The following is a 12081-nucleotide window of genomic DNA, read 5'->3' on the forward strand; positions in this document are numbered from 1 at the left end:
TTTTTCATAGTTTCACTAGCAAAAACAATCCGAACAAGAAGGCAGCGTAAAAAGAAACATCTTTTTACGTCATGAATATTTGGAAGCCGAATTGGGGTTTTATACACAATATTTAAGGTATTTCGCTGCCTGGTCGAGATTGCTTTGCATTGCTGTCAACCCTAGCGTCAGGCGGCTTGCCGAAGCCCAATCCGCAATAGCTTTGCTTGTCACGCAGTCATATGCCGCTCTCGGCAGTGCAGCTTCTCGCAGGTGTGGAGGCTTCTCATTGAGAATATCAGTGCCTTTATTTCCGGATCGCCTGTGGCATGCCTGGTCAGGAGTGGGCGATGGTTCTATGTGCGCCAGTTAATCGCAGCCGGAATATCGATGCAGGAAAGAGATTGCGGCTGAAAACAATAAATCGTGAGGCCGGCTCTGTGTTTACTGTTATTCAATTGGGAGCACGGGGATTTTGTGCCGCTTTATGGATTGGGGCTGCTGCTGAGTTGAATCGTTTCAAATCGAGCGGGTTTGACTCGCGATGCGATGGCTGTGGCCGGGCTGCGTGCCGCCGAAGCCAGTTGGCGTATTGCGGCAGCGGCAGGGGGCGCCGTCGGCAGATGCCCTAGGCAGCGGCGAGGCCGTGGTATCTTTGGCCTCCTTGTTCGTAGATATTCCGAGACTGGTCCATGCTTGCCAAACGCATCATTCCCTGCCTTGACGTGACCGGCGGCCGCGTGGTCAAGGGCGTCAATTTTCTGGAGCTGCGCGATGCGGGCGACCCGGTGGAAATTGCCGCACGCTACAACGCCCAGGGTGCAGACGAGCTGACTTTTCTGGACATCACGGCCACCAGCGATGGCCGTGACCTGATTCTGCCCATCATCGAGGCCGTGGCTTCGCAGGTATTCATTCCGCTGACCGTGGGCGGTGGCGTGCGCAGCGTCGAAGATGTGCGCCGCCTGCTCAATGCCGGAGCCGACAAGACCAGCTTCAACTCCGCCGCCATTGCCAACCCGGACACCATCAATGCCTGCAGCGACAAGTACGGCGCGCAATGCATCGTGGTGGCCATCGACGCCAAGCGCCGCACGCCCGAGGACGAGCAGCGCATCGGCCCCGGCGGCACGCCCATGGGGCCGGGCTGGGATGTGTACAGCCATGGCGGCCGCAAGAACGTGGGGCTGGATGTGGTGCGCTGGGCCGAAGAGATGGCCAGGCGCGGTGCCGGCGAGATCCTGCTGACCAGCATGGACAAGGACGGCACCAAGAGCGGCTTCGATCTGAAGCTCACGCGTGCCGTGGCCGATGCCGTGGCAGTGCCCGTGATCGCCTCGGGCGGTGTCGGCAATCTCGAAGATCTGGCCGATGGCGTGACCATTGGCGGCGCCGATGCCGTGCTGGCCGCCAGCATCTTCCACTATGGCGAGTACACCGTGCAGCAGGCCAAGGAATGCATGCGTGCGCGCGGCATTCCCGTGCGTCTCTAAAGTTTTTTTGAGAGCGGCTTGCGCAGGTTACAAGCGGCTTTCCATATGTTTTATGGTTGATGTTGGCTGCTGGCCTGCGCTGGCAGCTATACAAAGCAAAGGTCTGCAATGAGCTGGCTCGATCAAGTCAAATGGGATGCGCAGGGTCTGGTGCCCGTGATTGCGCAGGAGCAAAGCAGCGGCGACGTGGTCATGTTTGCCTGGATGAACCGCGAGGCACTGGAAAAGACCGCCGAGCTGGGGCGTGCCGTCTACTTCAGCCGCTCGCGCAACAAGCTGTGGTTCAAGGGCGAGGAGTCCGGCCATGTGCAGACCGTGCATGAGATGCGCATCGACTGCGACAACGACGTGGTTTTGCTCAAGATCACGCAAGAGGGGCATGATCCCGGTATTGCCTGCCATACCGGCCGCCACTCCTGCTTCTACAGCGTTTTCAAGGACGGACAGTGGCTTGCTGTCGATCCGGTCTTGAAAGATCCTGCTTCCATCTATAAATAAAGTCATGTCTGAACAAAACACCGCGTCGATCGAGGGCGCACTGGCCCGTCTGGCCGCCGTGATCGAAAGCCGCAAGGTCGCCAATGGCGGCGACCCTGAAAAAAGCTATGTCGCGCGCCTGCTGCACAAGGGGCCTGACGCCTTTCTGAAGAAGATCGGCGAAGAGGCCACCGAGGTCGTCATGGCCGCCAAGGATGTCGATCATGGTGCGGACAAGGGCAAGATCCTCTATGAAGTGGCGGATCTGTGGTTTCATTCCATGATTGCGCTGTCGCACTACGGGCTGACACCCGCAGAGGTGGTGGCCGAGCTGGAGCGCCGCGAGGGCACCAGCGGTCTGGAGGAAAAAGCCCTGCGCAAGGCCCAGGAACGCGCTGCTCAGGAAGGGGCGGCCAAGCAATAAGGAGGAAGCGCATGAATGACGATCGCGACATCATCGATGTAGGCAGCAGCAGCTCTACCGAGATCGAGGGCCTGAAGGCCTGGGGCTGGGTCAGCTATCTGCTGCACCTGGTCGTGGCCGTGGCCGCCGTGCTCCCGGGCGCGCAGGTCAGTGTGCTGCTGTTGCTGATTGCAGTTGTCATCGATCTGGTCAAGCGTGATGATGCGCGTGGCACCTGGCAGGAGAGTCATTTTTCCTGGCGGCTGCGCAGCGTGCTCTGGGCCATTGTGCTCTATGCGGTGACTTTCCCGTTCTTCCTGCTGGGCCTCTTGATCTTCAACCCTGCCTGGGTGCTGATCTCCATCTGGTTCCTCTACCGCATCGTCAGCGGCATGATCGCCATGAACAAGAATCGCGCGATCCAGCCCTGAACCGCACTTGCCAGACACCCAAGCCCCCGCTTTACGGCCGGGGCTTTTTTGTTTTTGCAAGCGGTTGTGCTGCGCTGCAACAGATTCGGGGTGGCAGGCTGACACGGGGCCCGGGCCTGTGCAATGCTCGCTGTGCTGGATAAGCTCCAGAACTTGCGCAGATTCGAATCGGGCATGGTGTTTTGTCCATGGATATGCCCGCTGTGCCTTCTTGCTTGCGTAAGTCCCAAGCCCCTTGCTTGGTTCCTCAACCCTCACAGGATCGTGCCATGGCTGCAGAGACTTCCCATACCCTCAACCTGGCCCTGCAAGGCGGGGGATCGCATGGTGCGCTGACCTGGGGCGTGCTGGATGCATTGCTGGACGATGACGGACTGATCTTCGAAGGCATCAGCGGCACCAGCGCCGGTGCCATGAACGCCGTGGCGCTGGCCCATGGTTTCGCGCAGGCGGCCGCGCAGGAAAAGAAAGTGGACGATGCCCGTTACCTGGGACGGCAACTGGCGCGCCAGTCTCTGCGCGAGCTGTGGGAGGGCGTGGGCACCATGGGCAGCGTGGGCAAGATGTTCTGGGCCGCACCGTTGCCGGGCAGCAAGCAGTTCATGGGCGTGCTCAACCAGTTTCTGTCGCCCTATCAGACCAATCCGCTCAATATCAACCCGCTGCGACAACTGCTCACCCGGGTGGTGGACTTCGAGATGCTGGCGCATCCCGAGCACCCCAGCGTGGTGCCCAAGCTCTTCATCTGCGCCACCAATGTGCGCACGGGCGGCGGCAAGATCTTCAAGGGCGAGCAGGTGACGGCAGACGCCATCATGGCCTCGGCCTGCCTGCCGCAACTGTTCAAGGCAGTGGAGATTGACGGGGAGTGCTACTGGGACGGCGGGTTCTCGGGCAATCCGGCCCTGTATCCGCTGATCTACGAGACCCGGAGCAGGGACATCCTGCTGGTGCAGATCAATCCCAAGGAGTCCGATGTCTCGCCCGACACGGCCCGCGAGATCATGGATCGCATGAACGAAATCACCTTCAACGCCAGCTTGCTGGCCGAGTTGAGGGCCATCGAGTTCGTGGTCAAGCTGCTGGAGCAAAAGCGCCTGGACCCCGAGCGCTACAAGCATGTGCTGATGCACCGTATCGATGGCGGCTCGGTGCTCAAGCCCTTTGGCGCCTCAAGCAAGGTGCGCGCAGACATGGGCATGGTGCGCAAGCTGTTCGAGCTGGGACGCGAGCGCGGTCAGCAATGGCTGCAGCTCAACCGCGAGCACCTTGGCGTCAAGCAGACGCTGCGATTCAACGAGAATAGGGGATAGCCCCGCAGGGGACGACGCCATTGCCTGCTTCCTGGCCTCCTAGGCCATGAATAGCGCAGGGCGTCCGGAATACTGAACCGTAGAGATACCAGAGACCATGCACGACCACCACGACCCCCATTGCATTTTCTGCCGCATCGCCAAGGGCGAGATTCCTTCGCGAAAGGTCTATGAAGACGAGGAGCTGTTCGCCTTCCATGACATTCACCCGGGGGCGCCCGTGCACTTTCTGGTGATTCCCAAGAAGCACATCCCCTCCATGGCCCAGGTCGGCGACGAGGATGCGCCCCTGCTGGGTCGCATGATGGCGCTGGCTCCCAAGCTGGCGATGGAGCAGGGCTGCAACCCTTATCCCGATGGCGGATTCCGCATCGTGGTCAACACCGGCAGCGAAGGCGGGCAGGAAGTGCACCATCTGCACCTGCACGTCATGGGCGGCCCGCGCCCCTGGCTCAAGGGCTGATCAGGCGGCGCACCGGGCCTGCACGCGGCGATAGAGCTGTGCGCTGCAGGCTTTTTGGGTGATTGATTCGTATCTGTCACAAGCCCCGTCTAAAATGGTTTGCAATTTCTAGGAGATTCTCATGGGCTCGTTTTCTATCTGGCACTGGGCGATCGTGCTGCTCATCGTGGTTCTGGTGTTCGGCACCAAGAAGCTCAAGAACATCGGCTCCGACCTGGGCGGTGCCGTCAAGGGCTTCAAGGACGGCATGAAGGACGGCGCGACTGACGCCGATGCCAATGCTGCGACCGGCCAAGTGGCCAACCAGCAGGCTGCCGAAAAGGCCACCATCGACGTGGAAGCCAAGCAAAAGAGCTGATCGCGGCAGGACTGACATTTAGATGTTTGATATTGGCCTGTCCAAAATGGCGCTGATCGGTGCCGTGGCCCTGGTGGTCATCGGTCCCGAGAAACTGCCGCGCGTGGCCCGCATGGTGGGCACCTTGCTTGGCAGGGCACAGCGCTATGTGTCCGACGTCAAGGCCGAGGTCAACCGCTCCATGGAGCTCGATGAGCTGCGCAAGATGAAGGACACGGTCGAGACCGCCGCGCGGGACGTGGAGTCCAGCATGCGCAATCAGGCCTCCGATCTTGAAAAGGACTGGAGTGATGCGACCAAGGACCTGCGCGACGACTCGAACATGACTTCGGCTTCGTCCTTCGGCTCCTATGACGCAGAAGGCGGCTACACCGGTCTGGATACGCACAGCAGCGTGGTGCCCAGCTATCGCCATCCGCGCAAGAACTGGCGCGTCAAGCGCGGTGCCGTGCCCCAGTGGTACAAGGCCCGCGCCGGGGTACGCAGCAAGGTCCAGTCGGGTGCGGCACGCGTGGCGCGCTTTCGCCCCAAGAAGTTCCATTGAACATGCAGCTCAGCAGCCTGCCGGCCGCAAGGTCCGCCATGGCCGGCCCCAGGGGCCAGGCCCTGCTGCCCGCATGTCGCTCTTTGCCCGTGATCCGCGGGCGTTGTTGTTTCTCAAGCGTGTGGAGCCGATCGGGCTCCGGCGCGGTTTTGCACCATGTCCGAACCCTCTAAAGAAGACGAACTCGCCGGCACGGAGCAGCCGTTTGTCCAGCACCTGATGGAGCTGCGTGATCGCCTGCTCTACAGCCTGTATGGCGTTTTGATCGGCGTCGGGCTGTTGATGTTCTGGCCGGGCCCCGATGGCCTGATCGACTTCATCGCCCTGCCCATCAAGGAGCATATGCCGCCCGGCGCCAAGCTAATTGCGGTGGGCGTTTTCTCGCCCTTCTTTGTGCCGCTCAAGGTGTTGATGATGGTGGCCGTGCTGCTGGCGCTGCCCTGGATCATGTACCAGATCTGGGCCTTTGTGGCACCGGGCCTGTACAGCCACGAGAAGAAGTTCGCCCTGCCGCTGATCCTGTTCGGCAGCCTGCTGGCCTATGCCGGCATTGCCTTCGTACAGTTCTTTGTGCTGGGCAATATGTTCAAGTTCATCCAGCACTTCACGCCGGCCAGCGTGGCGGCCACGCCCGACATCGCCTCGTATGTGGAAGCGATTCTGTCGCTCTACATCGCTTTTGCGGCGGCTTTCCAGGTGCCCATCGTGGTGATGCTGCTGGTGCGCTTCGGACTGGTGGAGATCGAAAAGCTCAAGGCCTTCCGCGGCTATTTCGTGGTGCTGGCCTTTGTGATTGCTGCCGTCATCACGCCGCCCGATGTGATCTCTCAGCTGGCCCTGGCCTTGCCCATGTGCCTGCTCTACGAGATCGGCATTCTGGGCGCCGGCTGGTTCAGCAGGGTATCGCGTGCGCCCGATGCCGAGGAAGGCTCGGGCTCGGAAGTGGAGAAATCCTCGGACGGCCACTGATCTTCGATCAGACTCTCTGCAAAGCCCTTGAAGCAATTCAAGGGCTTTTGTTTTGATGGCTGCCTGCACTTTTTTCCATCAGCGCTTGAGTCATATCTCTTGATGAATCGTGTTGAAGAAGTTGTGGCTGGCCCGGCCGGAGCATGAAAAAAGCCAGCGGCTGGCGCTGGCTTTTCGGTTTGTTGGCGCTGCAATCAGCGGCGTGGGCGACCCTGTTGCTGCAAGGTGCTGGCTGCTGGGCGGGCTCCCGGAGTGATGTCCAGCACCACTTCGCTGTCGCCGCGGCGCACATCGAACTTGGCGGCTTCGCCGGGCTTGAGCGAGGCCACGGCCGTCAGCAGTTCGGAGACATTGCGGGTCGCGGTCTCGCCCACCTTGACGATTACGTCGCCGGGACGCATGCCGGCCTGGGCGGCGGGGCCGGCCTGCAGCACGCCGGTGATGATGACGCCGGCATCGGCCTTGACGCCAAAGGTCTCGGCCAGCTCGGGCGAGAGCTCGTTGGGTTCCACGCCGATCCAGCCGCGCGTGACCTTGCCGTCCTTGACGATGCCGTCCAGCACCATCTTGGCGGTGGAGACGGGAATCGCGAAACCGATGCCCATGCTGCCGCCTGAGCGCGAGTAGATGGCCGTGTTGATGCCCAGCAGATTGCCGTTGGCATCCACCAGCGCACCGCCGGAGTTGCCGGGGTTGATGGCAGCGTCGGTCTGGATGAAGTTCTCGAAGGTGTTGATGCCCAGCTGGCTGCGGCCCAGAGCGCTGATGATGCCGCTGGTCACTGTCTGGCCCACGCCGAAGGGGTTGCCGATGGCCAGCACGCGGTCGCCCACAGCGACCTGATCGGAGTTGCCCAGCACGATGACGGGCAGCTTGTCGAGCTCGATCTTGAGAATGGCCAGATCGGTCTCGGGGTCTGTTCCTATGATCTTGGCCTTGGCCTGACGGCTATCGGTCAGCGTGACCTCGATATCGTCGGCGCCTTCCACCACATGGTTGTTGGTGAGGATGTAGCCATCTTGACTGATGATGACGCCGCTACCCAAACCAGATTGCTCCTGCGGACCCTGATCGCCAAAGAAGAACTGGAACCAGGGGTCGTTGGCGCGCGGGTGGCGAACCGCTTTGCTGGTGTTGATGCTGACCACGGCGGGCGAGGCCTTGCGCGCGGCAGGCGCAAAGCTGCCGGGAGCGACTTCACCCGCTGGAGTGGATGGCGCCTGCAGCAGCGAAACACCGGCACTGCTACGGATATTTCCGCGCTGAAGCCAAGTGGGCTGTAGGGTGGCCACTACAAAATAGATAGCCACCAGTACGGTGACGACCTGCGAAAACAGCAACCAGGTGCGTTTCATGTAATGCGTATAGGTAGTGAGGGGAACAAGCCCACATTGTGAAGCATGGCTGCGCCAGGCGTCGAAGCGAACATTTGCTTGCAAGCAAATGCATAACGCAAAGCTTTGCAGAATGCAGGGCTCATGGCTATAGGACTGCAAGCTCCTAAAGTTTTATGTGTCCAGGATATATGAGTGAAAACCCTAGAATGTTTTTTCGACTGCGCTTACGCCGCCGTTACTGAAGTGACTGCCCACAAGGTGCTCATATTCGGTCTGGTGTGGCTTTGCATCTGAAGCCCGCCGCAATCGGTCTGCCACTGCACGTTGACCCGTGATCAGCGGCCTTATCCGCGCTGTCCTGTTGTTCGATCTAGGAAACACCATGACTACGCTTGACCACGCTGCATCGGCTGACGCGCCGGCTGCAGCGACGAATCGTCTCCTGAACCGGGAGGACTACAAGACCCTGGGCTTATCGGCCCTGGGCGGAACGCTGGAGTTTTACGACTTCGTGGTGTTCGTCTTTTTTGCCAATGTGATTGGCAGCCTGTTCTTTCCAGCCTCGCTGCCGGAGTGGATGCGCCAGCTGCAGACGCTGGGCATTTTCGCGGCCGGCTATCTGGCGCGCCCCATCGGTGGCATTTTGATTGCCCACTTCGGCGACATCCTGGGCCGCAAGAAGATGTTCACGCTGTCGGTGTTCCTGATGGCCGTGCCCACGCTGGTCATCGGCCTGCTGCCGACCTATGAAACCATAGGCTTGGCCGCTCCCATCCTGCTGCTGCTGATGCGTGTGATGCAAGGGGCTGCCATCGGCGGTGAAATGCCCGGTGCCTGGGTGTTCGTGGCCGAGCATGCTCCCCAGAAGCGTTACGGCTTTGCGATTGGCGCACTGACCTCCGGCATTACCGGCGGCATTTTCCTGGGCTCCATCATCGGGGTCTGGCTCAACAGCACCTACAGCCAGGGCGAGATCCACGACTGGGCCTGGCGCATCCCCTTCATCCTGGGCGGTGTCTTCGGTCTGGTGTCGGTGTATCTGCGCAAGTTCCTGCACGAGACCCCCATCTTCCAGGAACTGCAGGCCCGCAAGGCCGCTGACCGCGAACTGCCGATAAAGACCATCCTGCGCGACCACCGGGAAGCCTGTGTCGTCGTGGCGCTGATGACCTGGGTGCTGTCCACGGCGATCGTGGTGGTGATTCTGTTCACACCAGCTTATCTGCAAAAGGTGTTCCACATCGAGCCTGCCATGGCCCTGAAGGCCAATGCCGTGGCGACCGTGACGCTGACCATAGGCTGCGTGTTCTGGGGCTGGCTGTCCGACAAGATCGGCACCAAGCTGACCATGCTCATCGGCTGGGGCGGCATGACGGCCACGGCCTATCTGTTCTACCTGAACCTGCCTGGCAACGAGGCATCGCTGATCTGCAACTATGCGACCGTGGGCTTCTTCGTGGGCTCCATCTCGCTGCTGCCCGTGGTGGGTGTGCGGGCCTTCCCGCCCGAGGTGCGCTTCACCGGTCTGTCCTTCTCCTACAACATGGCCTATGCCGTGTTCGGCGGTCTGACTCCCATGCTGGTGTCCGTGTGGCAGCAGGTGGATGTGATGGCTCCCGCCCACTATGTGGCGGCCATGGGCGTGCTGGGCATGGCCATGGGCTTCTGGCCTCTGGCCTGCAAGGGTTGGCAGCCGCGCAAAGCGTGAGCCTGCACAGGCGGATGAGAAAAGGCAGTCAGCAGTGGCTGCCTTTTTTTTCACTGCTCGCGCGTTTGCGGCGGCGCGGCTGCATGAGCTGCGCGGACACAGTGCTCAGCACCATGTCGGCAAAGGCGCTGCCGCCCGCCGATATATGGTTGCGCATGGCCTCGGCAGCAACTTCGCTGTTGCCCGCCAGAATGGCGGCCACCACGGCTTCATGCTCGGCCTGGGAGTGCAGTAGCCGCTCCGGCTTTTCGAACATCTTGCTGCGGTACGGTGCGACCCTGAGCCTGGCCTCGCGGGTCTGCTCGACGATAAAGGTGTTTCCGCTGGATTGATATATCAGATCGTGCAATCTGGCATTCGCTTGCTCATAGGCTATCGAATCGGCTTTCTGGGCATGGGCAGCGGTCTGCGCGAGAGCGGCCTGCAACTGCGCTCTCTGCTCAGCGTTGATGCGCCGGGCCGCCAGGCGCGCCAGCACGCCTTCCAGCTCGGCAAGCCCCTCCATCATCGCAATCAGCTCGCGGGGATCGAGGTGGCGCACGTAGATGCCCACGCGCGGAAGAATGCTCACCATCCCCTTGGCGGACAGCAGCAGCAAGGCCTCGCGGACCGGCGTGCGCGAGGCCTGGAAGCGCTCGCACAGCGCCTGTTCGTCGATGGCGGCACCTGGCCGCAATGCGCCGTTGCGCAGATCCTGCTCCAGAGCCAGGCGGATGCGGTCCTGCATGCTGGGCGCGTCTAGGGTTTCTTCCCTTGGTGAAGGTTTGGGGTTCATTGTTCAATATTAGATATATCTATTTATATGTCTGATACGCATGAATCCAAGACTGCACTACCAAGACCATATCGCAACCATTACTCTCCAGCGCCCCACGGTGGCAAACCGCCTGGCGCCCGATGACTTGCCGGTGCTCATGGAATCCATCGAGAGCGTCAATCGCAGATCGGAGGTGCGGGTGCTGGTGCTGCGTAGCGAAGGCAAGTATTTCTGCAGTGGCTACGATATATCACAAATCGAAAACAGCCAGAGCGAAGGCAGCAGCTTCGGCGAAATGGTGGACGTGGTGGAGCAGTGCCGTGCGGTGACCATCGCAGCCATCCAGGGCGGCGTCTATGGCGGCGGGACCGATCTGGCGCTGGCTTGCGACTTTCGCGTGGGTTCGATGGCGGCAGACATGTTCATGCCTGCGGCGCGGCTGGGCCTGCATTTCTACGCCTCAGGAATGGAGCGCTATGTCAGTCGCCTGGGACTCGATACCGCCAAGCGCCTGTTCCTGACCGGCGAGCGCCTGGATGCCGAGCAGATGAAGGCCTGCGGCTTTCTGACGCATCTGGCGGCGGCGCCGCAGCTCGACGAGACCGTGGCGGCTCTGGCCGAGACGATCGGCGCAATGGCGCCCCTGGCTTTGTCCGGCATGAAGAAACACCTGAATCTGATTGCCTGCGGCCGCCAAGACCGCGAGGCGATTGCGCGCGACGTGCAGCGCTCGGTCGAATCCGCGGATCTGCGCGAAGGCGGCCTGGCCTGGCGCGAGAAGCGCGTACCGGTTTTCAAAGGCTGCTAGCGCCGCTGTTGCGCCGAAAAACAACCCTAACTTCCATCAAGGAGACAAGCATGTTCAAGAAAGCATTGATATCGGTCTGCCTGCTGAGCGCCAGCGCCCTGGCACTGGCGGACGCCTACCCGTCGCGCCCCATCACCCTGATGGTGGGCTTTCCGCCCGGCGGCGGCGCCGACGCTGTGGCGCGCATCGTCAGCGAGAAGCTGGGGCGGGTGCTGAACCAGGCGGTGCTGGTGGACAACCGCCCCGGCGCCGGCACGACGATTGCGTCGGATCTGGTGGCGCGGGCGCCTGCGGACGGCTATACCTTGCTGTTGGGCTCCGCCAATCTCTACGGCACCGACCAGATTCTCTATAAGAGTGCGCGCTACGACGGTGCCAGGAGTTTCACGCCCATCATGCGCTGGAGCGATTCGCCGATGCTGCTGGCGGTGAAAAAGGACTTTCCCGAGAAAACCGTGGCCGGCCTGATAGAGCGGGCGCGCAAGAACCCCGGCAAGCTGAGCTATTCCTCATCCGGCACGGGCGTGGTCACGCATCTGGCGGGGGCCTCGTTTGCGCATGCGGCTGGCATCGACATGCTGCATGTGCCGTTCAAGGGCGGGGCGCCGTCGATTCAGGCCGTGGGTGCGGGCGATGTGGACATGACTTTCGGAACGCCCCCCTCGGTGATGCCCATGGCCGCCGGCGGCAAGCTGCGCATCATGGCCGTGACGACGGCCCAGCGCTCGCAGCTGTTCCCCGATCTGCCGGCCATGCAGGAGTCCGGCATCGATGGGGCGGACTTCACGCTCTGGTTCGGTCTCTACGGGCCGGCCAAGCTGCCCAGGGAGATCACGCAAAAGCTGTTCGAGGCCAGCCGCCAGGCCTTGAGCGACCCGGAAGTCAAGGCCAAGCTCGAAAAGCAGGGCGTCGTGGCCTATCCCTCGGCATCGCCCCAGGAGTTCGAGGCCTGGGCCCAGGCCGACGGCAAGAAGCAAAAAGCCGTTGCCGAGCGCGCCATGGCAGGGCAATGAAGCGGTTTCCAGCAAAGAGAGTTTTCCA

The 12081-nt window shown here is 61.5% G+C and carries 14 protein-coding genes; 12 read left to right on the forward strand and 2 right to left on the reverse strand.

The window, feature by feature from the left end:
- Positions 1 to 671: 671 nt before the first annotated feature.
- The 9 genes from hisF (at position 672) to tatC (ending at position 6430) form a co-directional block, all read left to right on the forward strand.
- A complete protein-coding gene (gene hisF / locus CSE6_RS02385) occupies positions 672 to 1472 on the forward strand; it encodes an imidazole glycerol phosphate synthase subunit HisF (protein ID WP_003058607.1) in 801 nt (266 codons plus the stop codon).
- 69 nt (positions 1473 to 1541) lie between these two features.
- Positions 1542 to 1970 (forward strand): phosphoribosyl-AMP cyclohydrolase, encoded by a 429-nt coding sequence (hisI, locus tag CSE6_RS02390; RefSeq protein WP_255538961.1) that lies wholly within the window; start codon positions 1542 to 1544, stop codon positions 1968 to 1970.
- Between the two features lie 4 nt (positions 1971 to 1974).
- On the forward strand, positions 1975 to 2373 hold the full coding sequence (locus CSE6_RS02395) for a phosphoribosyl-ATP diphosphatase (RefSeq protein ID WP_034357492.1): 399 nt from the start codon (positions 1975 to 1977) through the stop codon (positions 2371 to 2373).
- 11 nt (positions 2374 to 2384) lie between these two features.
- Positions 2385 to 2783: a membrane protein gene (locus CSE6_RS02400; protein ID WP_034409137.1), complete on the forward strand. Its 399-nt coding sequence runs from the start codon at positions 2385 to 2387 to the stop codon at positions 2781 to 2783.
- Between the two features lie 269 nt (positions 2784 to 3052).
- Positions 3053 to 4096, forward strand: a complete 1044-nt coding sequence (locus tag CSE6_RS02405) for a patatin-like phospholipase family protein (RefSeq protein WP_034357495.1) — start codon at positions 3053 to 3055, stop codon at positions 4094 to 4096.
- A 97-nt stretch (positions 4097 to 4193) separates the two neighbouring features.
- Positions 4194 to 4559 (forward strand): histidine triad nucleotide-binding protein, encoded by a 366-nt coding sequence (locus CSE6_RS02410; RefSeq protein ID WP_059439811.1) that lies wholly within the window; start codon positions 4194 to 4196, stop codon positions 4557 to 4559.
- A 121-nt stretch (positions 4560 to 4680) separates the two neighbouring features.
- Positions 4681 to 4917, forward strand: coding sequence for a Sec-independent protein translocase subunit TatA (gene tatA / locus CSE6_RS02415; protein ID WP_003058595.1), 237 nt, complete (start codon positions 4681 to 4683; stop codon positions 4915 to 4917).
- A 22-nt stretch (positions 4918 to 4939) separates the two neighbouring features.
- Positions 4940 to 5461, forward strand: a complete 522-nt coding sequence (gene tatB / locus CSE6_RS02420; protein WP_003062149.1) for a Sec-independent protein translocase protein TatB — start codon at positions 4940 to 4942, stop codon at positions 5459 to 5461.
- A gap of 156 nt (positions 5462 to 5617) precedes the next feature.
- Positions 5618 to 6430 carry a twin-arginine translocase subunit TatC gene (gene tatC / locus CSE6_RS02425; RefSeq protein WP_059439812.1) on the forward strand — a complete coding sequence of 271 codons (813 nt, stop codon included), beginning with the start codon at positions 5618 to 5620 and terminating at the stop codon, positions 6428 to 6430.
- 194 nt (positions 6431 to 6624) lie between these two features.
- On the opposite strand, the gene CSE6_RS02430 is transcribed toward tatC, so the two are convergent.
- On the reverse strand, positions 6625 to 7785 hold the full coding sequence (locus CSE6_RS02430; protein ID WP_034357502.1) for a trypsin-like peptidase domain-containing protein: 1161 nt from the start codon (positions 7783 to 7785) through the stop codon (positions 6625 to 6627).
- 364 nt (positions 7786 to 8149) lie between these two features.
- Between CSE6_RS02430 and CSE6_RS02435 the strand changes: the two genes are divergently transcribed.
- On the forward strand, positions 8150 to 9475 hold the full coding sequence (locus tag CSE6_RS02435; protein WP_003062155.1) for an MFS transporter: 1326 nt from the start codon (positions 8150 to 8152) through the stop codon (positions 9473 to 9475).
- 28 nt (positions 9476 to 9503) lie between these two features.
- Here CSE6_RS02435 and CSE6_RS02440 read toward each other — a convergent pair whose 3' ends face one another.
- Positions 9504 to 10202 carry a GntR family transcriptional regulator gene (locus CSE6_RS02440; RefSeq protein ID WP_003062157.1) on the reverse strand — a complete coding sequence of 233 codons (699 nt, stop codon included), beginning with the start codon at positions 10200 to 10202 and terminating at the stop codon, positions 9504 to 9506.
- Between the two features lie 88 nt (positions 10203 to 10290).
- On the opposite strand from CSE6_RS02440, the gene CSE6_RS02445 reads away from it, so the two are divergent.
- Positions 10291 to 11040, forward strand: coding sequence for an enoyl-CoA hydratase/isomerase family protein (locus tag CSE6_RS02445; RefSeq protein ID WP_034409139.1), 750 nt, complete (start codon positions 10291 to 10293; stop codon positions 11038 to 11040).
- Positions 11041 to 11090: 50 nt separating this feature from the next.
- The gene (locus tag CSE6_RS02450; RefSeq protein WP_003062161.1) at positions 11091 to 12053 is read left to right on the forward strand and encodes a tripartite tricarboxylate transporter substrate binding protein; all 963 of its coding nucleotides are present in this window, start codon (positions 11091 to 11093) and stop codon (positions 12051 to 12053) included.
- The last annotated feature ends 28 nt before the right edge of the window (positions 12054 to 12081 follow it).

The sequence above is a fragment of the Comamonas sp. E6 genome (assembly GCF_001010305.1).
Lineage (GTDB): Bacteria > Pseudomonadota > Gammaproteobacteria > Burkholderiales > Burkholderiaceae_C > Comamonas > Comamonas thiooxydans.